General features: G+C 45.7%; 21 protein-coding genes. 6 read left to right on the top strand and 15 right to left on the bottom strand.

Features of this window, described 5'->3' with window-relative positions; genetic code table 11:
* Position 1: 1 nt before the first annotated feature.
* Positions 2–730: a glucosamine-6-phosphate deaminase gene (gene nagB, locus MKY48_RS07780; RefSeq protein ID WP_339271381.1), complete on the top strand. Its 729-nt coding sequence runs from the start codon at positions 2–4 to the stop codon at positions 728–730.
* A complete protein-coding gene (nagA, locus tag MKY48_RS07775) occupies positions 727–1,914 on the top strand; it encodes an N-acetylglucosamine-6-phosphate deacetylase (protein WP_339271379.1) in 1,188 nt (395 codons plus the stop codon). Before nagB ends, nagA begins: the two co-directional genes overlap by 4 nt.
* A 96-nt stretch (positions 1,915–2,010) precedes the next feature.
* Here the strand turns inward: nagA and MKY48_RS07770 are convergent, their stop codons facing one another.
* The 15 genes from MKY48_RS07770 to MKY48_RS07700 all read right to left on the bottom strand — a co-directional run bounded on the left by MKY48_RS07770 (position 2,011) and on the right by MKY48_RS07700 (position 16,975).
* Positions 2,011–3,126, bottom strand: a complete 1,116-nt coding sequence (locus MKY48_RS07770; RefSeq protein WP_339292648.1) for a YhcN/YlaJ family sporulation lipoprotein — start codon at positions 3,124–3,126, stop codon at positions 2,011–2,013.
* 217 nt (positions 3,127–3,343) lie between these two features.
* Positions 3,344–4,330 (bottom strand): dTDP-glucose 4,6-dehydratase, encoded by a 987-nt coding sequence (gene rfbB, locus MKY48_RS07765; RefSeq protein WP_339271375.1) that lies wholly within the window; start codon positions 4,328–4,330, stop codon positions 3,344–3,346.
* 6 nt (positions 4,331–4,336) lie between these two features.
* Entirely contained in the window at positions 4,337–4,894 is a 558-nt protein-coding gene (gene rfbC, locus MKY48_RS07760) for a dTDP-4-dehydrorhamnose 3,5-epimerase (protein WP_339271374.1), read from the bottom strand.
* A gap of 170 nt (positions 4,895–5,064) precedes the next feature.
* Entirely contained in the window at positions 5,065–6,240 is a 1,176-nt protein-coding gene (locus MKY48_RS07755) for an ATP-grasp domain-containing protein (RefSeq protein ID WP_339271372.1), read from the bottom strand.
* Positions 6,237–7,370, bottom strand: a complete 1,134-nt coding sequence (locus MKY48_RS07750) for a DegT/DnrJ/EryC1/StrS aminotransferase family protein (protein WP_339271370.1) — start codon at positions 7,368–7,370, stop codon at positions 6,237–6,239. Before MKY48_RS07750 ends, MKY48_RS07755 begins: the two co-directional genes overlap by 4 nt.
* 27 nt (positions 7,371–7,397) lie before the next feature.
* The gene (locus tag MKY48_RS07745) at positions 7,398–8,426 is read right to left on the bottom strand and encodes a glycosyltransferase (protein ID WP_339271369.1); all 1,029 of its coding nucleotides are present in this window, start codon (positions 8,424–8,426) and stop codon (positions 7,398–7,400) included.
* A gap of 22 nt (positions 8,427–8,448) precedes the next feature.
* Entirely contained in the window at positions 8,449–9,651 is a 1,203-nt protein-coding gene (locus MKY48_RS07740; protein WP_339271368.1) for a glycosyltransferase, read from the bottom strand.
* Between the two features lies 1 nt (position 9,652).
* A complete protein-coding gene (locus MKY48_RS07735; RefSeq protein WP_339271367.1) occupies positions 9,653–9,922 on the bottom strand; it encodes a hypothetical protein in 270 nt (89 codons plus the stop codon).
* 22 nt (positions 9,923–9,944) lie between these two features.
* The gene (locus MKY48_RS07730; RefSeq protein WP_339271365.1) at positions 9,945–11,276 is read right to left on the bottom strand and encodes a glycosyltransferase family 2 protein; all 1,332 of its coding nucleotides are present in this window, start codon (positions 11,274–11,276) and stop codon (positions 9,945–9,947) included.
* A complete protein-coding gene (locus tag MKY48_RS07725; RefSeq protein WP_339271363.1) occupies positions 11,273–12,196 on the bottom strand; it encodes a GT-D fold domain-containing glycosyltransferase in 924 nt (307 codons plus the stop codon). The genes MKY48_RS07730 and MKY48_RS07725 overlap by 4 nt, the downstream gene beginning before the upstream one ends.
* A gap of 192 nt (positions 12,197–12,388) precedes the next feature.
* Entirely contained in the window at positions 12,389–13,516 is a 1,128-nt protein-coding gene (locus tag MKY48_RS07720) for a DUF3880 domain-containing protein (RefSeq protein ID WP_339271361.1), read from the bottom strand.
* A gap of 43 nt (positions 13,517–13,559) precedes the next feature.
* The gene (locus MKY48_RS07715; RefSeq protein WP_339271359.1) at positions 13,560–14,264 is read right to left on the bottom strand and encodes a sugar phosphate nucleotidyltransferase; all 705 of its coding nucleotides are present in this window, start codon (positions 14,262–14,264) and stop codon (positions 13,560–13,562) included.
* A 28-nt stretch (positions 14,265–14,292) separates the two neighbouring features.
* Positions 14,293–15,021, bottom strand: coding sequence for a glycosyltransferase family 2 protein (locus tag MKY48_RS07710; protein WP_339271357.1), 729 nt, complete (start codon positions 15,019–15,021; stop codon positions 14,293–14,295).
* 12 nt (positions 15,022–15,033) lie between these two features.
* On the bottom strand, positions 15,034–16,137 hold the full coding sequence (locus MKY48_RS07705; protein WP_339271355.1) for a glycosyltransferase family A protein: 1,104 nt from the start codon (positions 16,135–16,137) through the stop codon (positions 15,034–15,036).
* A gap of 31 nt (positions 16,138–16,168) precedes the next feature.
* The gene (locus MKY48_RS07700) at positions 16,169–16,975 is read right to left on the bottom strand and encodes a glycosyltransferase (RefSeq protein WP_076323057.1); all 807 of its coding nucleotides are present in this window, start codon (positions 16,973–16,975) and stop codon (positions 16,169–16,171) included.
* Between the two features lie 184 nt (positions 16,976–17,159).
* Between MKY48_RS07700 and MKY48_RS07695 the strand changes: the two genes are divergently transcribed.
* From MKY48_RS07695 to MKY48_RS07680, 4 genes are all read left to right on the top strand, one after another.
* Positions 17,160–17,561, top strand: a complete 402-nt coding sequence (locus MKY48_RS07695) for a CHRD domain-containing protein (protein ID WP_339273430.1) — start codon at positions 17,160–17,162, stop codon at positions 17,559–17,561.
* Between the two features lie 281 nt (positions 17,562–17,842).
* Positions 17,843–18,757 carry a right-handed parallel beta-helix repeat-containing protein gene (locus MKY48_RS07690; RefSeq protein ID WP_339271352.1) on the top strand — a complete coding sequence of 305 codons (915 nt, stop codon included), beginning with the start codon at positions 17,843–17,845 and terminating at the stop codon, positions 18,755–18,757.
* Between the two features lie 596 nt (positions 18,758–19,353).
* Complete coding sequence (locus MKY48_RS07685) at positions 19,354–19,890, top strand: glycosyltransferase (RefSeq protein WP_339292647.1); 537 nt, start codon at positions 19,354–19,356, stop codon at positions 19,888–19,890.
* Positions 19,891–19,948: 58 nt separating this feature from the next.
* Complete coding sequence (locus MKY48_RS07680; RefSeq protein ID WP_339271348.1) at positions 19,949–20,896, top strand: phosphotransferase; 948 nt, start codon at positions 19,949–19,951, stop codon at positions 20,894–20,896.
* The last annotated feature ends 84 nt before the right edge of the window (positions 20,897–20,980 follow it).

Here is a 20,980-nt window from a genome sequence, read left to right as displayed (position 1 = left end):
AATGAATATTTACACATTCAGCGATGAAGAACAATTTGTACAAACAGCCGCTAACCAGATCTCCAGCCTGCTCCACACCAATCCGCGCGCCACACTGGGACTGGCTACAGGAAGCACGCCGGTCGGGCTTTATAACAAGCTGATTGAAATGAATCGTCAAGGCCTAGTCAGCTTCGCCCAAACCACAACATATAATTTGGATGAATATGTAGGCCTTCCCGAGAATCATCCCGAGAGCTACCGCACCTTCATGAATGAGAAGTTCTTTAATCATGTGGACATCCAGATCGAACGGACCCATGTACCAAACGGCAATGCCACCAATCCGGAAGAAGAATGCTTGAATTACGATAAAATGCTGGAAGAATTCGGCCCGGTTGATCTCCAGCTTCTAGGCCTTGGACATAACGGACATATCGGTTTCAACGAACCTGGCGAATCCTTAAGCGGCGGTACGCATGTGGTTGAGCTGCAGGAGAAAACACGTCACGCCAACGCAAGGTTCTTCCCTACCCTGGATGATGTGCCAACCCATGCGATTACGATGGGTGTTGCTACGATCATGAAAGCCCGTCAAATCCTTCTTCTCGTCCGCGGTGAGGATAAAGCAGAAATTGTTCAACGCGCATTGAAAGGACCGATTACCACAGAGTGTCCGGCATCGCTGCTTCAATGTCATCCGAACGTGGTTGTCCTTCTGGATCAAGGCGCAGGGAGACTGCTGGTATGAGTGGCGAACGAAAAGAATCTGTCCAACTGCTGTATGGTCAAGTCCTGACGCCAAACGGCATCTGCAAAGACGGCGTGCTGGCCATTCAAGGAGAGAGCATTTCATACGCCGGTGATACTTCCGGGCTCCCTGCTGATCTGAAGCAGGCAGCAGCGGAAGTGATCAATCAACCGGATGGCTACATTATTCCCGGTTTTATTGATATCCACGTACACGGGGGTAACGGTGAAGATTTCATGGATGCCACCAAGGATGTCCTGGATAAAATCACGTCGTTCCACAGCTCTCAGGGCACTACGGCCATGCTTGCTACCACGATGACGGCCCCTAAGGCAGCCATCGACCATGTATTGCAAGAAGTTAACGACTACCAGAGCCAAGATATGCCTTACACAAGACTGGTAGGCGTACATCTGGAAGGCCCTTTTATCAGTCCAAAATGGCCTGGCGCACAAAATCCGGAGCATATCGTCCATGCTAATATCGACTGGCTGGAAGAGTGGGTGTCTAAATACCCTGACCTGGTTCGCCAGGTGACGCTGGCACCGGAGCGTGAGGGAGCACTAGAGGCTGTCTCTTGGCTGAACAACCACGGGATCGTGGCCGCCTTGGGGCATACGGATGCCACCTATGAGGAAGTCGAGGCCGCCGTGGAAGCAGGTCTTAGCCATGGTGTGCATACGTTTAATGCAATGACAGGACTGCATCACCGCAAGCCTGGCGTGGTGGGCGCGATGCTGAGTGATGATCGCTTAAGCTGCGAGATTATCGCTGACGGTATCCATGTCCACCCCGCAGCCATTCGGATTCTGGCCCGTATGAAGCAAGACGGAAATCTGATTCTGATTACCGATGCGATGTCCGCGACTGGTATGGCTGACGGCGAATATACGCTGGGTGACCTGCCAGTTGTTGTGGAGAACGGCATCGCCACGCTCAAGAGCAACAGAGACAGTCTGGCTGGCAGTACGCTGACGATGATCAAAGGCTTTCAGCTGTTGGTCCGAGAGGTTGGATTGAGCATTGAACAGGCTTCCCGCGTCGGAAGTCTTAATCCCGCCACAAAAATCGGTATCGCTGATCTTACAGGCTCTCTTGAAGCCGGCAAGCTTGCCGACGTGCTAATGCTTACAAGTGATCTAGAGCTTCAAGGCGTTTGGATTCAAGGACAACGCAAACATTAATCTGATTGATGATTGCATATAGCAAACAAAGCAAAGGAGCTGCCTTTTTAGGGATAATTTCATTCCTAAAGGGCAGCTCCTTTTGGTATAGAGGTTTTACCGGCTGTTACGATTACCGCCAAACCAACCGTCATCCGTATCATTCTTCATCAGGTTGCCGCGGGTATCGTTCATGCCGTCACGACCGCCAAGGTTCAGTGGAAATACACGGTTAATCCACGTGCCGAAATCGCGGGAAAGCGTTCCAACCGTGTTCGCTGCACGACCGTCCGTTCCAAAACGATTAGCATGCTGATAAAATCCTTCATCTGTGGAAACATATACTTGACTGATATGTGGAGCGGTTTTGCGAATCTTGCTCGTAATTTCATGACGAACATGCTGAGGAACCTCTTCACGAGTGCTCATCATACCCATGTTATTATTGTTGTAAGTGCCATAAGGAACGCCATTAATACCTGTTCCCATATAAGTGTTATTAGTCGTTCCCCTAGTTCCTGTAAGGCTGTTGGTTCGTATACCGTCAGTACCCATAAGTCCATCAGTACGTGTTCCCGTAAGTCCATCCGTGCGTGTACCCATAAGTCCGTCAGTGCGTGTTCCGTTTAACGTATTATAATTGCTGCCGCCAAATCCGCCACGGGTCGTTGTTCCATTTACGCCAAAGCCACGGTTATCGGCTGTTCGGCCAAGACCTGTTGTATTGTCCACTGCGCGTCTTGTATCATTTGCCATGCCTCGCAGAAGACCTACGCTGCCTGTACTTGAAGTGCCGAAGGTACGATTTCTAACATTCGTTGTGTTTGTGCCCGTCATCGTACGGTCAGTGGCACGATTTGCACCCGTGCTCATACCCGTCACATGACCATTAATGTTGTTCGTGTTATTGGTGTTGTTGGTGTTCATGCCCTCCCTGGACAGCGAGACATACGCATTGCGGTTCGTCACGAATACGTGGGCTGTACCTAAACCACTGATATCCGAAACTTTTTTCGACAGCGTCTTGCTGTATTTCAGGTTGGTCAGGTCATGCTGCTGCGTGCTGCGGACATTCTGATTGTTCCGTACGGAATTCACACCGATACGGCCACCGTCCACATTTTTCGTACGTGTCGTGTTGCCGTCATTGGCGTTACCGCATCCTGCTACTGCAGCCATACTGAGCAGCAATGCCGTGGAGACGGTCAGGTTGAGGGCCTTGGATTTAATCATGATTCATCCTCCATCTCTATAATGAGTGTAGTAACATCGTATAGGATGACCTTGCGGCAGAAGTGGTATGCTGAAAGGTTTTAACATGGAAGATAAATGCTAACTAGACCTTTAATGCACCAAAAAACGCCGATTAAAGCATTCAGCATCGGCGTTTCATTCCATTATAAATTCTTGGTCTTATTCAGCTAAACGAAAACAAATTAGGGCAAGCCCTTTAATCCCCTTGCTCTCCTAGCGGTGTTAGAACTTGTTCAAGCCAAGCTATGTTGTCCTGATACCATCGGATCGTCGCACGAATGCCGCTTTCATAATTATATTGGGGAGTCCAACCAAGCTCCTTCCTTATCTTATCAGCATTAATCGCATAACGACGATCATGTCCTAGGCGATCTTCAATGTGCTGAATCAATGATTCAGGTTTGTTCAGTTCAGTCAGGATCGTACGGATGACCTGCAAATTATTCCTTTCATTGTGTCCTCCAATATTATATATTTCTCCATCAACGCCGCGGCGCAAAACCAGATCGATTGCCCGGCAATGATCTTCTACGTACAGCCAATCGCGAACGTTCAAACCGTCGCCATACACCGGAAGGGGCTTGTTATGCAAAGCATTGTAAATGATAAGCGGTATTAGCTTTTCAGGATACTGATATGGGCCGTAATTATTTGAACAGCGCGTGATATTGATCGGTAATCCAAACGTCTCATAATAAGCTCGAACAAGCAAATCGGCGCCTGCTTTGCTTGCAGAATAAGGACTGTTGGGTTGAAGCGGTGATTCTTCGGTAAATAATCCATTGGCTCCAAGCGTTCCGTAAACTTCATCCGTAGAAACCTGAACAAACTTGCAGACACCATATTGCCTGGACAAATCGAGGAGCGTCTGAGTTCCAATCACATTCGTCATGACAAATAATTCAGGCTGCACTATGCTTCGATCGACATGAGACTCAGCTGCAAAATTTACTACCGCATCAACCCCCTTTTTGAAGAGCGGTTCAACTGCCGCCCGGTCTCTTATGTCCGCTTTCACAAAGCGATATTGGGGATTCGTCTGTACATCCATAAGATTGCCTGAATGGCCGGCATAAGTTAATAAATCCACATTAATAAATTCGTCATGCGGATGTTGAGACAGCATATATCGTATAAAGTTACTGCCTATAAATCCCGCACCGCCTGTGACAACGATCTTCATGCCACCTCACCCCTCGTATATATAGTTATTTTCTGCCAAAGCCAATCGAGGATGCTTTGAATCTTTGTCTGAGAGAACAGGTTTGTTCACAGGCCAATCGATATTAAGATCCGGATCGTTCCAGGCTATACCTCGATCATGCTCTGGCGAATAGTAGGCATCGACCTTGTATATGACCTCCGTATCGTGAACAAGGGTACAAAAACCATGGGCAAATCCTTTGGGAACGAGAAGTTGAAGGTAATTGGCTGCAGATAAGATAAAACCTTGCCATTGTCCATAGGTAGGAGAGCCCGACCGAATATCAACGACCACATCATAGATCGCCCCGCTTACAACGCGGATTAATTTCGTCTGTCCCTCGGGAGACAGTTGGTAATGCAGTCCTCTAATAACACCCGCCTCACGTGACATCGAGTGATTGTCCTGAATAAAATGGTCGTTAATGCCGCATCCTTTAAGAACTCGATCATTGAAACTTTCCATAAAAAATCCCCGATGGTCTTGGTGAACGGCCGGTTCAATCCGTTTCACGCCTTGGAGCTTTGTATCCGTGATTTTCATCTGCTGCCTCCGGTACATGGATTAGAGAGAGCTTTACCGAAAACGTCGGTTGCCGCTCTCTCAATTATTTATATGTCTAATCCCAAATTAGGATATAGGCAATGCTCTCCCCCATGTAAAAATCCCGATCGCTGCTGCAGATCGAGATTTCGATATGATATATATGAGATCTATCCTAAGTCGATTCTTATCTTCTCTTTAACTTCTTCCAGCAGGCTTAGCACTTCTTCCAAACGGTCCCCTTTCACGATGATCTGGCCGATTCGGTCTGTGCCAACCCTGAATTTATTTACCTTCTCGCCTATATGATAATCAAATGATATTTGAATAATATTCTCATGCTGATCATTTCCGTTCTCAAGTCCAGTAATATCCCCATCTTTATCGGAGATCAGTAGTTCACACGCACAAGGCTGTGAAGTATGAGAGGGAAATGACGGATTCATACGAAGAGCAGCCTTGATGATCTGCTCATAGTAATCGAATCCATAGAAAGTGGACACCAGTTCGGGTAAGCATGTAGCTCCTGCTCTGCCTCCGATTTCAAGAACATACACATGCCCGTCTTTCAAAATAAAATCCGCATTGATTGCGCAATGATTTAATTTCAGCGCTTCGATACTTTGTTTCAACTGGGAAAACAGATCCTGCTGCACTTCTTCGGGCAATTCATATGGGACATAATGACCGATGGGAACACCGGTATCCCCATAAAAGACGAAATCCCCGTGCGGCATGATGAATTGAATTTGGTTATCGTAAACGAATGCCTGTGCGCCGAACTCGGTTCCTTCAATAAACTCTTCAACGATGAAAAAATCCAGTTTCGTATCCTTGCGCACGGTTTCAAATGCGTATTCCACATGGGCGATATCCGCAACCTTCACAATTCCCTTGCTTGCTCCCCCGTCCACTGCCTTAAAGATAAGCGGCGGCGACAATACTTCGAAAGCGCTGTAAGCTTCCTGCAAGGTTTGGACTTTCAGAAATCGGGCCGTTCGTACGCCATGTTTCATAAAAGCCTGTTTCATCTTCCATTTATTTGAGGAGAGTAGAGCGGATTCATAACTCAATCCGCTTACTCCCAATTCATCCACTACTTTGCCAATCGACTTGACGGCCACATCCGTCCCCGTTGTACAGATTCCATGAATTCCTTCAAGACGGGCGATTTCAACTACCTTATCCATATCGGTTGTATCCTCATAATAAAACTTGTCAGCCTGGGCAAATCCCGGGTAGTTTCCATAGCGGCTCACAACAATGACGTACAACCCCATTCTTTTCGCAGTTTCGATTAATGGAAGCTGAGAGATTCCTGCACCTAGAACCAACAGTTTTCTCATGGCTTAAACTCCCTTATACGGGTTATGATCCGATCCATATCCTCTTCTGTGATATTCGGATGAATGGGAAGAGTTAGAATTCTTTTCCAGATCTCTGAGGATAGCGGCACGATGGCTTTTAAATGCAGGTAGCTAGGATGCAGGTGACATGGATAGTAATGAACACCCGTCGCGATATTGTGTTCCTGCAAGTGGCCAATCATGCGATCTCTCGAGTTTTCTTTGCTGAATTTAACTTGGAACAAATGCCAGGAGCTATGAGCATACATTTGTTCCTGAGGAAGTTCCAGCCATTCCAAGTCATTTAATTCGGATTGGTAGTGAGCCGCTATTTCCTTTCGTCTTCCGTTCAGTTGGTGCAGCTTTTTTAACTGAACGAGCCCGATGGCAGCCTGCATATCATTCATATGATATTTATACCCTACGTCATCAACGAAATACTGCCATGCATACACCTTTTCATGCGACGATCGTATCCACGTATCCCGGGAGATACCAACCCACCGCTTCTCACGCAGCTTACGATTCATCCACTCTGTATTGCAGGTGATCGCCCCGCCTTCACCACTCGTCAAATTTTTGACTGCGTGAAAACTGAAGCAGGTAATATCGCTGATCGAGCCGATCTTTTTGCCTTTATATTCGGCACCGCATGCATGCGCAGCATCTTCTACTACCTTGATTCCATTGGCATGCGCCAACTCATGGATAGTATCCATATCGCAGGGATGCCCGCCCATGTGAACGACGATAATTGCCTTGGTTTTATCTGTTATCTTCCGTTTGATATCTTCCGGTGATATGTTCATCGTATCGGGTTCAATATCCGCAAAAACCGGCGTTGCTCCCACATAACTAACCGCATGGACAGTGGATATGAACGTGATGGAAGGCACGATGACCTCGTCACCCGGCCCAATACCCAAAATGTCCATGGCCAGATGGAGCGCGGCCGTACCAGAATTTAGCGCAACCGCGAAACGGCTGCCGACATACTTGGCAAATTCCTGCTCGAACTGTTCCGTTTTGGGGCCAAGTCCAAGCCATCCTGACCGTAAAACATCTGCCACAGCGTCGATCTCCTCTTGACCTATACTCGGTTGAAGAACGGGTATCAGCTTATGGTCCAAGTGAACCTCTCCTTTCATAATCCCTCGTCATTCCGACATTAGAATTTGTGAACGCCATCGTTCGGCGCAAGCTTCCACTGAAAAATTCGCCCATGCTACTTGTTCGGCATGTTCTGCAATGCTCTGGCGCAGTTCCGGTTGCTCTATCAGTTGGACCATAGCTTCATACCAATCATCACCAGTACTGGAAACAATCAGACCGTTTTCCTTTCCGGTTACCCATTCTTCGTAAGCTGGAGAGGAAGTATAAATTCCCGGAATCCTACAGGCGGAATATTCTCGGAATTTATTGTTGCTTTTGCAATCATGCAGCAGCGTTCGTTCCAACGGAGCCAACCCGATATCCCAGTTTGACTGATAGAGGCGTTTCAGAAATTTTTTATAGTTCTCGTCATAAGATTCCGTATAGACCTGTGGCTTCTCTCTGAGTTCATCAGGAACATACCCGCAGAACTCCATTCTGATTTTATCCCCATATTTCCCGATGATTTTAATCAATGCACTGGTAACCGGTTCAAAAGCCGCCTGTTTTTTTCCGCCTTCATACCCGATCACAACTTTACCTTCTTCCTTGCGGTTCTTTCTTAACCCGGAGATAGCAGCGAAATCAACGCTTCCCGGAAAATAGACGATTTTCTGGGGACTAAAATGCGTATCAAGATGTTTGGCAAAAAAACCGGAAGCAACCTTTACGATTTGGGCGTTTTTCAGAAATTTAACATACGTCTTTCTTCGTGAGGAATCATGATAATATCTTCCCATATCCGACCCCGGAGACATCGCAATAAAATGGTCGTCGATCACGTACACCGTTTTTTTTCCCATCTCCCGGGCCATTTCCAGAAACTTATATGCTTCAGGCTGAACCGTTCGGAAGAAGAGCACGATATCCGCATCAGCTAGCCTTGATCTGTCCATCTCATTATCGGATCTGACGTCAAATTCGCAGACTCCCATCTTCTGCAGATGGCGAAGCGGCTGCTCAATGCCGATTTTATAGGAAGCGATTTTATCCGATCCGATGATGAGAACGTTTATATCCCCTCTTTTCCCCATGTTCCCGCTCTCTCCCCCGATTTTACGTTTTGAATATGAATTTCTTCCAGTTATCGATGCATGTCTGAAGTGCAAAATGCTGCCGAGCTGCCCTTTGCGCATTCTCCTTGATTCGCTGCCGCATCTCTGGATCTTCGATCATGGCCTTGATTCCCTCATACCAATGCTCCTCGTTATGCTCAACTAGGTAGCCTGTTTCCCCTTGCTCGACCCAATGCATATAAACAGGAGACTTCGAGTATATACCCGGAATACCGCAGGCGCCGTATTCACGGAATTTCGTATTCGTTTTGCCTTTGTTAAATGAATTGTTAGCGAGGGGCGCAATTCCGATGTTCCAGTTGCTTTGATTTAATTTCTTCATGAATTCCTTGTATTCCATCCCCCCGCCTTCATACTTAACGCTTGGATGTTCCGCCAATGAAGGCGGAAGGTAGCCAAAAAATTCCAGTCTCACAAATCCCCCGTAGTAATCCAGAATTTTGTTCAGAGCGGAAATGACGGGAACGAAATCTTCCTCTTTGTCCCCTCCTGCATAACCGATGACAACTTGCTCCTGACTCTTATCTCCCCTGTCGTTCTGATCCAGCCACTCAAAATCAATGCTGGCAGGAAAATAAATGACATGTCTATTGTATCGCTCATGAATATAGGTGCCGAGATCAGGCGCATCTACTTTAATGATTTGCGTGTTTTTCAAAAACTTAATAAACGTCTCTCTTCGGATCGGATCGTTATAATATTCCCCGACTGAAGTCGTCGGCTGAATCTCCAAGAAATTATCATCAATAACATATACCGTCCTTTTTTTCAGCTGATGGGCCATCTCCAGTAATGCATAAGCAGCTGGCTCAACATTACGAACAAATACGATCGTGTTTGCGGCAGCAACCATTTCATGGGTCACATCGGTTTCCAATTTCACGTCGAATTGCAGATTCTCTTGTTTTTTCAGTGCACTAAGGGGCTGAATAACGCCGATTTCAAGCGAAGGTATCATGCCTGCCGCGATAACGAGAACATCCATCTTTGGCAGCTCCGACTCGATAACGGCCACAGCGTTATGAGACCTTTTCTGGGCTTCCGCACGCCCTTGTGCAAAACCTTCCTCTTTTCCTCGCTGAAAACCATCCATACTCCCTATTTGATATGCGCTAAGACGAACAGGTCGGCGTTTTCCTTTTCCAACTCGCTTTCGAGGCCTTGTTTTTTTTCTTAAAGCCATCTTATCCTTCTCCTTTATAAGCTTCTTGATGACCGGCCTCCATACCCTCCGCATAACCAACGTTAAATCCTTCGTTATACGCTTTGTCAAACCCCGCATCATAGGATTGGTTATAGTCGACTGCATTTTGAACCGGAGCTATTCTTCCCGGCCCCCTCCTTCTCTTTCCTCCAGAAGCTCTATTTATCCCCTTACCTCTTAAACCTCTTCCACGGATACCTTTTCTTTTCAATCTGAGCGATACACCGCCATTTTTTCTCCGTGCTTTCATCCATCTCACCCTCTGCTCTTTATTAAATGTTATCTGCCTTAATTACCGGAGGAGAAATGATCGGAGCTTCCTCCTCATATTTCTGAACCTCTTGCTCGTTCACTAGCAATGGCTCGTAAGAATCAAGGTGCCAAGCAGCCACTGCGAGCCGATTCATGAATCGGTGCAGTCTCTTCCCCTTGTACTGATATACACTGTCATTCTTAAGTTTGATCAGCCTGCCTTCTTGCTCCCATGAATCCGATGAGAAATATACAGTCTTCACACGCCCAATGGCGTCCTCCGCAGAAATACCATCCCCAAGCGGCCAGCAACGCAGATCAACCTGTGAAACTCGGACTGGCTGAATTCCGCTGGCACCATGAACCGGATACCTGATCCCGTTCTCTATCCAATACGTTTTCGAACTGGCGCCTCTCACGAAGATACATGTCGGATACAAATCAATGGTACGCAGCTTTATCGTGCTGTTCATGTTTTGCTGCCACTTCAGGGACAACATATCATGGGGATCTCCCCATTTACTGGAGTAGAACGTAAGATTATTTGCATACACTTGTTCGAATTTGGAATTTAACGTCTTCATACTGACGCTGCCGTAATGATGAATAAACGTATCCTTTGCTATAACTAGCTGCATGCCAAGAAGCCGGGCACGCAGCCCATAATCGTCGTCTTCACAGTTTCCAATCTCAAAACCTTCGTCAAAAAAACCCAATCGGTTAAAGTCATCTCGCCGAATCAACATGCAAAAACCCGTCAATCGTTCTGTCGCGATCCAGCTGTTCGCATTAGATTGATTGTATGATTTGGAGAATTGCTGCATCTCAGCTATATCTTGGTAGCTAACATGGATCAGTTGATCTCCGCTGATATAATTTGTCACCGGTCCGACAATTCCGAACCGTGAGTCGCTTTGCAAACAGTTGAGCAAATTCGAGAGCCAGTTGGTCGTTACTACGGAATCATTATTTAAGATCATCAACGTTGTTCCTTTTGCCATCATAAGTCCCTGATTGACAGCACCTGCAAAGCCTAAATTTTCTTCATTAATTTGAAAGCGGAGTCCTTGGGAGGATTTGAGAAATTCTGCTGTACCGTCATCAGATGCATTATCAATAATAATGAGTTCATACGGCGCATCAGTATAGTGGAGGATACTTTCAATGCATTCTTTTAAATAGTCAAGCTGATTATAGGTCGGCACAATGATACTTGTACCTTGGAAGACATTTGTGAATTGGGTTATTCCCACATGCCGCCCACGGGAATATCCATCCTTGTAGCCGGAATTGAATCCTTTGTTAAATCCGTCGTTGTAACCATTTCTTTTATGATTGCTCATCTGATTCATAAGGTTGACTCTCCATTGGTTAATGAATCAGCCAAATGCCCGAAATCAATGGCGACTTTCCCGAGCTCTGAGGCTATGCGCTCTGTAATGATAACAGCCGGAATGCCGGCACCCACAAGTGCGATGTCGAATGGATGACCTCGAATTTCATTCATTGTTCTTGGAATATCGTACATTCCTTCCACGGGAGCAACCGTGCCGGTCACCTTGATTCCGCGATCTGACAACACCCGTGAAAGACCAGGAGCAGAATTGCCCACAACGAGAACTCGACGTCCTGCAAGGATCCCAGGCAACAAACCTTCCAAATGTAATGCATAGTTGACTGTCGATAAGGTTAGCTGTAACTTTCGATAATCAATGCCGTGAGCTTTAAACACGGAAAAGCACAGAGGTTGGAAGTTTGGCAATCTTAATTTGGGAATTCCAACGATATCTGCATTTCTCACAGAGGCTGCCAGCAGATCCCTTGCTATTAGATCGGGTAAACTAACACCGGCGTAGCTTAAAAAATGTCCTTCTTTCCGCACCTCATCCTCGTTCAAAACCATTTCCTGCGCAAGCGTAAGCAATTCTCCATCCCCTAAACGGATAACAGACAACGGGGAACTTGAGTCTAAAGCTTCTTTAATCCTTCCCGCAACTTCCGCCGCGCTCATAAGACGATAATACTGAGAACTCAGTTGCTTCATACCTTCTTCAATAATATGGCGAATTGAAATTTCAGGGAGAACCTCGAGCTCCGGTAGAATCGAGTCCACAATACCTTCTCCTCCATCATAGTATCCCTTCGCGTACCCCTCTCCCGAGCTTGGTTTGACCTTCGTTTCGGGTACGGAATGCTGCTGCGACCTCATCATGGCCTCGTCATAGCCGGTATCAAAACCTTCATTAAAAGAAGCTGCAGCTTGCTCCAACAATTTCTGGGTGCACTCGTTTGGTGCATGGGATCTTGTTCTTTGAAGAGTTAACTTCCGCTTAGGTCGCCTCTTTACCAACCTTTTTCTTTTTTTTTCCAAGTGCTGCCGTATGATGATCACCCCGTCTTACGCACAATATATTCTTTAGAATTCATTAGGAAACGGGTATAACAATCCATTTTGACCCGACAACTAGGGGAAAATAGTACGAAGCATCAAACCTAAACGTTTATGATAGGTATGATCCTTTCTTGTTCTCATAAAGCCGTTCAACGCAATTCGCTGTCTCTCTTCCTCATGACGCAAATAATAGTCGATTTTATCCATCAATTCACCATAAGAACCATAGGTCTCTATCTCCGATCCTGGGGAATATAACTGGCTCATATCATGGCGGATATCCGATAACTGAAGTGTGCCACAGCCGGATATTTCAAATGTGCGGGGATTAACGGAAAGCGCCTGTACTTTTCTACTGTTGGCATTGATCGTATCATCATCTGATGAACGGTGCTGGTTGATCACAATTTTGGCACCATTATAATAGGTGGCCGTATCCTCTGGCGTCATCCAATCTCCGAGTTTGATCTTGTCAGACAGCTGGGCGTAATGCTGCATCCGGTCCCACCACCATCCAGAGATAACCACTTTTTTATTTTTCAGAATCGGGGCTAGATGATCCATTAACTCCACTCTGTTCCAATACGCTGTTCCAATAAAACAGATATCGGTTTGATATGAGGTGGGTACATGCTTCGGGTAAAATACATTAGGATTGACTGCAAAAGGCAAATGATAGACGTGTTCACAACCTAAATCTCGATAAAAAGATACGCAGTTTGATTCAAGCGTAAAAATGTAATCGTAACGGGGAGCGATCGATACCGTCCAGTCCGTATAGTACGGGTCGTCAGTAAACCAAATGGCCGTTTTAAATCCGCTATCCCGCAGCTCCTTGAGCGTATCAGCTTCCAAAACAACTCCGTTTAACGCTAGTACTAGATCCGGCTGAAATTTCTTAGCCAAAAGAACGATATCATCTGAAGGATTTGCAACCGAAAGACTTCGAACCAGTACCTTTAAAGCTTCAGTCACCGCTTGATCAAGCGCAGGATACGGAACGCCAATGCCTGTGGTGACATAGAGAATTCGGAGATCCCGGATCGGCTCCTCTTCCTTGGGTAAAGATCGTATAACTGCATCGGAAAAACCAATCCGGTACCCCTCTCTCCGCCCCTCTGTAAAACCGTTTCTGTATCCTTCCATGTGAGCCGATTGTTCCTCTCCCTGAAGCAACAAATGATCATTCATTATTCTCATGCAGTCATGCCTCCGGACTTATTCATTCCAAATATTGAGTTCTCTACAATCGGCCACTGGCTTGGTATAAGGACTGGAAGGTTCCTGCATCCGTCCACCATCCCTCTAAAATGTCATAGGCAAGTTTCCCCTTCGACGCGTACACATTGTTAACGTCTGTTATTTCCAATTCACCTCGTGCCGATGGTTTAATGGCTCGGATCGTTTCAAACACAGTCGAATCATACATATAAATACCGGTTACACAATAATCAGATTGGGGTTCCTCCGGTTTTTCTTCAATCATTACGATGTTGTCTTTCTCCAAGACTGGAACTCCGTATCGCTTTGGATCATGAACTTTCTTCAGAAGTACACGCGCCCCATCGGCTTGTTTTTCAAAATCTTGAACATAAGTGGTTAGATGATCTTCAAACAGATTATCCCCAAGAAGTACCACGAACTTTTCGCCTGGTGTTACGAACGGTTCGGCAAGGTATAAAGCTTGGGCAATCCCCCCGGCTTCTTCCTGGATTTTAAACGTGGCATTTACTCCCCACTCTTTTCCACTGCCGATCAGGTCTATATATAAACCCGCAGATTGCTTGCCGATCACAATGAGAATATCTTCAATACCCGCTTTTTTGAATTTCTCTATTCCGTGACATATCATCGGAACTTTCCCGACAGGCAGCAGATGTTTATTTATGACTTTGGTCAATGGATAAAGACGGGTGCCCGTACCTCCTGCCAGAATGACGCCTTTCATATAACCCTTCCTTTCGCAAACTATATAATTATACATAGATCGTTGGATCGACGCCCCATTTATCAATAAACTTCTGTCTGTTTATATCAACAAGATGCTTCACTTTACTCATGTCCTGCTTGGCAAAGCTGGCACTCCCATGATGAAAAACAAAGACATCCCCAGCTATCCTGAACGTATATCCCGCATTCCTGGCCCGGTGACAATAATCATCGTCCTCATAATGACCCGGGGAATAACGTTCGTCCAGCAGTCCGATGCGGTCCATTAACTCCCGTTTAAACAGGAAGCACATTCCGACGATTCGTTCCACCTGTAGCCACTTTTTCGCATCCGGCTCATTCAGCTGGCTCGACATCTCTTCCAAACTGGTATAAGGCATATCGATCTGTTGCTTGCCGCTCGCATAGTTGGTAAGTGGTCCGACGATACCGATATTCGTTTCGCTGTTCAAACAATTCAACATATTCTGTAACCAGTTGCGGGTGACAATGACATCATTATTCAGCAGAAGTATCGTATCGCCGGTTGCGATTTTTAATCCCTTGTTGCATGCTGCCGGAAAGCCAACGTTACTTGCCAATGAAATGAAGGTAATCCCCTCCTGACGGCAAATATCAACGGTACCGTCGGAGGAACCATTATCGACAACAATGATCTCATAGGGCTCTTTCGTATGAAGTTTAATGGAATAAATACAATCCTTTAGCAGATCCTTTCCATTGAAAGTTGGAATAATGATACTTGTTTTTTGCATAGCTTCCACCTTCTAAACCTTGGTTAGCTGCCTTTGTCTAATCTGATCCGAAAAAGATAGCCGTGATCCCTTTAAATCGAATGCTGTTTTTAGAGCTTCGATATGATCTCCAATGATCAAATCGGAAACAGCATTCTGTAGTCCGACATTTCGAGCCCGGAGTCGATTTTTTGAAATAACGTCTACACTGGCCGGTGCATTTATTTTTAAACCCTTTTCAAGGGCGATGACTTGCGCTTTCGGTGGGACGGATAAATTGGCGTACCCAATGATCTGCGCTGCTTCTTTCTTGATCGCGTGAGGCACCGCCGTAAGCGAATTCGCTTCGAGGTCCGCCCTGCCCATGGATCGGTTAATAAACTCCTTAACTATGGTTACGTAGTCTCTTTTGGAAAACATCCCGATCCATGGAGAAATATCATTTAAGGCAATATCGCTACCTTGTTCAATGGCATCGATGAACGGTACGAGATGCTCGGCTAATATCGGAACATCTCCATCAAGGAACAGCAGAATTTCAGAATCGGCCAACTTCGCCCCAACTGCTCTGCCAACATCGTGTCCCAAAGCTTGTTTATAGTGCACAATAATCGCTTTCGATTGGTTACGGATCATTTCAAAGCTTTCATCGGTTGATCCGTTCACCACAAAAATGATCTCATGTAGTGGCAGCCGATGAAGCTGTTCCAGCAATTGTAAAATCGTATCTTTCTCGTTCATCACCAAGACAATTGCCGCTACTCTTTTGTCCGTTGGCAGGAGTACTGCATTTCCTAGATAGATTCCAGAATGCTTACGGTGTCCTTCCACAAATTTAGACGCCGCCGCATGGTAAATCTCCCATGGTAGCGGCCTAACTGAATGGTACCAGCGGTTCCAACTCTCATTCAATTTGATATGGGGGTCAGTATCTTCACGCTCAATATCTTCATGGACTGCTTGTTGATAACCGACAGTGTATGCTTTCTCTTTCCAATAGTCGATAACTCCGTTTGAACTCAGACGATTCTTGAACATCCGAGCCCCTAATTTATGGCGGCTGCGTTTGTTCTTGGCACTTTTTCTTTTACTTATTGGCTTCATTGCTCTTCTAAAAGAATATGAGGCTGGCATCATAACTCGTCTCTGCTTTCTTCGCACCATCCCATCACCACACGCTTTCTCTTTTTCGTGTGAGATCCGACCGATTTCCCCGCATGCCGGATTTAGAGATTAACCAATCTATCGCCTCCAAATGATCCCCAACGATCAAGGTTTCAAGGGGATCATTTCCTCTGGTTCTACCCCTTCTGGGGTTTCTTCTTCCCACATCCACGTAATGGACCCCTCGTACCTTCAAACCATTATAAATGGCCATTGCTTGAGCTTTCGGGGGGACAGCCAAATTGTCGATGCCAATCAGATTTATGGCTTTACGGCTCATTGCATGTGGAATCGTTGTTAACGAAGCTCCTTTCAATTCGGGATTGGAAACCAAAATGTTTAACGTATGCTTGGCGAGGATCACGCTGTGAACGTGATGCTTGTCGGTTGGACCCAAATACTTGTTCAAAGCTACATCCACACCTTCTTCCACAGCTTTCGTCAAAGGCGTCAAATCACTTGCTTGAATAACAATGTCTGCATCGGTAAACAGCAAGATGTCTCCTCTAGCCGCTGCAGCGCCGATACTTCGTCCCACATCATGACCGAGCGGAAAGGGCATGTGAATCACCCTCGCTCCGATGCTTTGAGCAATTTCGGCTGTACCGTCCGTTGAACCATTGGCAACAACGATAACCTCCGTGTCGGGGTGCACTTGATAGGCTTGCCGAATGACTGCCGCGATGGTCTTCGATTCGTTCATAGCAGGAATGATGACGGATACCTTCGGAAGCTCCGCATTTTTGATTGAGGACAGGGATCTTCTCCTCTTTGTTCTGTTAACGGGACTCGAAGGACTTCGTTTCTTCATGTTTCTCACCTGCCAAGTTTGGATTAAGAAGACTTCCCCCTCATTTTATGTATAGGTTTTTTTACTGTAACGGCATTCGTACCTGAGGTGAAATAAATTGGGTTGAGCGTATGGACCAATAAACATACCAACTCTATCTACATTGAATAAACTAGAGCATTAAAAAGAAAGGAAGTGAAGACTTATCAGAACTTTCAGAGCATTATTACTAGGCCGAAACGAGGTACCACCTGTAAGAACGATAGCCTTTGGAAATGCGGTTTTTCGGGTAAACAGAACGGGTACCCAACTGCGATTCAGACTTGTGGTCAATAATATTAACCGTGTTACCCAAGCTCATATTCATCTCGGAAGAGTCGGACAAAACGGTCCCATTGTCGCCTTCTTGTTTGGCCCTTCAAAGTTCGGCATATCCGTAAGACGTGGAGTTATTCGGGGTGTCCTGACAAACCAAGATTTGATCGGTCCTCTGCAAGGCAGAACGATTCGCGACCTGATCCGTGAATTCGAACGCGGTAATGCCTATGCCAACGTGCATACCATCCAAAATCGGGATGGGGAAATTCGCGGCCAGATCCGGCGATAGAAGCACATCATCATATGGAACAACTTTGACTCTTTAGCCTAAAGTTAGAGCCCCATTGGTTCCCCATGATAAATTCGCATGGATATCAGCAATTCGTTCGAGAACGATCCACGTCTTGGCAGTAGGAACGTAGGCTTTAACCCTATCTGTTCTTTCAACCTCTCAAAAATGTGCATTTTATCTCATTCATCTGCCTTAACATAACTTTCTTCCATTGCATTAACTGTTACTAGATTAAGAATACAAAACCTTAATCAATTCTATATAAGGAGGTAGACGTGATGGCCATTATTTCGGTCTTCCCTTCACCTACAGGGACGCCAATTGCAACTGCGGTAGCTTCAGCTGTCGCTGGTGATGTCGTATTGGTTAATGATGGAACGTATCCAGAGCCGGCGGTGACTGTAGCGACTTCCAACGTAAAAGTTATAGCTAAAAATGAAGGTTCGGCGATACGCCAAGGACTCAACGCTGCGGCAAGTGCGTTCATTGTCACGGCAGCTACGGGGGTTGAAATTAACGGATTTAAGATTCAAAACTACACGGCCGATGCGATTGATGTTACCGCTGGTACCAATCACCGCATTATTGGCAATACCATTAACAACACGCTTGGTATTGGCATTGATTTAGCTGCCGGTACCGGTCATGTAGCGTGGAGAAACAGTGTTCAAGACGCAGGCGGCGCTGCTGGAATCAACGTAGTAAGCACCGACAGCTGGATCGTACAGAATGTATCCTTCAGCAATACAAGTGTGGGTATTTTGTTGGCCGGCGCCAATAATGCGGCTATCGGTAATACTGTCTCTCAAAACGGCACGATCGGCATCTCGAGCACCGCAGCGAACAATCTGTTATTCGGCAACACGGTCTCGCAAAACGGAACAAGCGGAATCACCGTTGCAGCAGCAAACAACGTACTGATACGCAACAACGTGGAAAATAATACAGGGATCGGCGTTTCGATCACAACCGGGGATAACGGATATCTTGGAGCCAACGATTCCGATGGTAACACTCAAACCGGTATCGCAATTGCCACGGATTTTAACAGTGTGGAATTCAACGAGATGGAGCTCAATAAGAATTTTGGACTCCTCATTTCTGGCGATGAAAACACCGCATTCGGAAATCGGTTCACCGGTAACACTCCAACTCAAATCTCCGTAACAGGTACAGATAATAACTTGTTCTAAATTCCTTGTTTCACGTATGGCTTTTACGCTTGCTCTCCTCGTGAGGGCAAGCACTATTTTTCAACTGCGTTACCCGCAAGGGCATCCAGTAATCATTGTTGATTGGGGGTCACTAAATGAGAAGAATTCTTGTGGTCGGCTCAGAGGGAACCGCATCGTACCAAATCATTCTTCTCCCACCTCTCCGTTATCTGGAAGGACAAGGATACTGCAGTTTTAAGATCCTTCCTCATAAACAGGTAACCCGATCTATCATTTCTTCATACGATATTATTTTGTTTCTAAGAAGCATTGAGCCAGCAGCGCTCCAATGTTTAGAATGGGCACACCGTGAGGGAAAGAAGACCGTATACGTCATTGACGACCATTTTCTCGCGATCCCTCAAACCACTCGTCTTGGCCAGATATACGCAAAACCCGCTTATAAAAAAACCTATACTTACTTTCTAAGAAATGTACACATGGTCAAAGTAGAATCACCCGTCTTTCGCGAAGTGATTAAGAAGCAATTCACTCCTAAAGTGATCTATTTTCCAGGGAGTATCGATCTTTCATTTACAAAATTGTCCAGAGGTCCGAAAAAGGAAGATCGACTCGTGATCGGATACGAAGGTGCAAAAAAAGAGAGTTCTTTCCGACCCGTTATTCCCGCATTGAAGCGTATACTTAAGGAATACGGAGATTTTGTCAGACTGGAGTTCTATGGGTACTGTCCTGAAGAATTGAAGGGTCATCCTAATGTCTCGCATTGTAAACATAATGAAAATTACAGCCAGTTCATGCAGCGGTTGTATCGGGCCAATTGGGATATCGGTCTTGCACCCATGGATGATGATCTGTTCTACCACTGCAAAAGTAATGTGAAATTCCGCGACTACGCATCCTGCCGCATTCCCGGCATTTATTCATTATCCCCCATATACCGTGATTGGGTATTCCACAAAAAAACGGGTTATTTTGTTCCTCAAACAGAGCAAGGTTGGTACGCCGGGATTAAAGAATTGATCGAAAATCCCAAACTTCGGAAAAAAATTTCACAAAAGGCCGCAAAGGCCGTGGCCAAGAACTTTACGGTCAAGCAGTGTGCAGAAAATTGGAGGGCTCTGTTTCAAGGCCTGCTCGACGTACCATAGAACCTGTAATAGATTAGATGATGATCTTGTCCTATGATCTCGATGGAGAGGTGATGGCATGCCTACAATTCAAGATGCAACGTTGGTTCTTAACCAGTATTATGATATCAAAAAGCCGAAAATCGAATGGATTCAGAACGAGCCGGATAAAGCGGTGTGGAAGGTAATCAATAACAACGAAACCTATATCCTTAAATCGGACTATAGATCAAGTAAAACGTTCACCCCTTCAATCACTCTACAATACGCGCTATCCCAACAAGGGTTAAAGGTGCCTGATGTTATCGCCACGAATCAACGGAAACTATGTACGAAACAAGGAAAGCATCGTTATTATTTGTCTAGATATATCTCTGGCGGTCCTGCATCGATAATTGACCGCGTAAGGGTAATCGGAGATTTTCATCAACACGCCAGGTACCCAAGTTCACTCACACCCAAACATAATCCGGACGACTTGAAGGTCGGAATAAACAGGTGGATATCTGAGTATCAATTCAAATTAAAAGAATTGATGAAATGGAAAGACCAGTACTCCTTGAAGTATATTCAACCATGTATACAATTAGCTGAGAAATGTATAAGAGTTTCTTCCCGGAGAGCGCCCCTCCTCGCTGACCATCTCAAATCCGTGAGCAAAAGAAGATGGGTCGTACATGGGGATCTAACCCATTTAAACGCAATAAAAACAACATCAGGAGATATATGGATTATTGACCTGGAGCATTCAAGAATTGACTCTCCCATCAAGGATATCCGTTATTTATTACCGAGGATTGTGTTGTCTTCATATTATAAAGAGTATTTTGCGAAATTCCCTGAGGGGAAGTCTTTTGAAGAACTCTACTATATAGACGCGATTTTTCCTTACAGCCTCTACTACTACCTCGGCGGATCGATCAGGCAAAGGAAACTGCCCCTGAAGAGTTCCCGGGTACAGGAGGTTGTATTAGACGAACTGAAGAAGGATGATATCGTAAGCAGGCATTTGGGTGGCGTTAAATAAAACATTTTTCCTTCCACCACACTAACAACCGCCATTTCATAAAGGCATAACGAAGGGGCCGTTGTACGACAACAGCCCCTAAGA

This window comes from Paenibacillus sp. FSL W8-0187, assembly GCF_037969755.1.
Lineage (GTDB): Bacteria > Bacillota > Bacilli > Paenibacillales > Paenibacillaceae > Paenibacillus_AQ.
This window is presented reverse-complemented; position numbering and strand designations above follow the sequence as displayed.

What these genes read in the sequence shown, in the direction of transcription:
- MKY48_RS07680 (WP_339271348.1), top strand. Translation starts at nt 19,949, where the DNA reads ATGCCTACAATTCAAGATGCAACGTTGGTTCTTAACCAGTATTATGAT.
- MKY48_RS07735 (WP_339271367.1), bottom strand. Translation starts at nt 9,922, where the DNA reads ATGAAAGCACGGAGAAAAAATGGCGGTGTATCGCTCAGATTGAAAAGA.
- MKY48_RS07770 (WP_339292648.1), bottom strand. Translation starts at nt 3,126, where the DNA reads ATGATTAAATCCAAGGCCCTCAACCTGACCGTCTCCACGGCATTGCTG.
- MKY48_RS07705 (WP_339271355.1), bottom strand. Translation starts at nt 16,137, where the DNA reads ATGATGCCAGCCTCATATTCTTTTAGAAGAGCAATGAAGCCAATAAGT.
- MKY48_RS07700 (WP_076323057.1), bottom strand. Translation starts at nt 16,975, where the DNA reads ATGAAGAAACGAAGTCCTTCGAGTCCCGTTAACAGAACAAAGAGGAGA.
- rfbB (WP_339271375.1), bottom strand. Translation starts at nt 4,330, where the DNA reads ATGAAGATCGTTGTCACAGGCGGTGCGGGATTTATAGGCAGTAACTTT.
- MKY48_RS07740 (WP_339271368.1), bottom strand. Translation starts at nt 9,651, where the DNA reads ATGGCTTTAAGAAAAAAAACAAGGCCTCGAAAGCGAGTTGGAAAAGGA.
- MKY48_RS07730 (WP_339271365.1), bottom strand. Translation starts at nt 11,276, where the DNA reads ATGAATCAGATGAGCAATCATAAAAGAAATGGTTACAACGACGGATTT.
- MKY48_RS07720 (WP_339271361.1), bottom strand. Translation starts at nt 13,516, where the DNA reads ATGAGAATAATGAATGATCATTTGTTGCTTCAGGGAGAGGAACAATCG.
- MKY48_RS07715 (WP_339271359.1), bottom strand. Translation starts at nt 14,264, where the DNA reads ATGAAAGGCGTCATTCTGGCAGGAGGTACGGGCACCCGTCTTTATCCA.
- MKY48_RS07710 (WP_339271357.1), bottom strand. Translation starts at nt 15,021, where the DNA reads ATGCAAAAAACAAGTATCATTATTCCAACTTTCAATGGAAAGGATCTG.
- MKY48_RS07755 (WP_339271372.1), bottom strand. Translation starts at nt 6,240, where the DNA reads ATGAGAAAACTGTTGGTTCTAGGTGCAGGAATCTCTCAGCTTCCATTA.
- rfbC (WP_339271374.1), bottom strand. Translation starts at nt 4,894, where the DNA reads ATGAAAATCACGGATACAAAGCTCCAAGGCGTGAAACGGATTGAACCG.
- nagA (WP_339271379.1), top strand. Translation starts at nt 727, where the DNA reads ATGAGTGGCGAACGAAAAGAATCTGTCCAACTGCTGTATGGTCAAGTC.
- MKY48_RS07690 (WP_339271352.1), top strand. Translation starts at nt 17,843, where the DNA reads ATGGCCATTATTTCGGTCTTCCCTTCACCTACAGGGACGCCAATTGCA.
- MKY48_RS07745 (WP_339271369.1), bottom strand. Translation starts at nt 8,426, where the DNA reads ATGGGGAAAAGAGGGGATATAAACGTTCTCATCATCGGATCGGATAAA.
- nagB (WP_339271381.1), top strand. Translation starts at nt 2, where the DNA reads ATGAATATTTACACATTCAGCGATGAAGAACAATTTGTACAAACAGCC.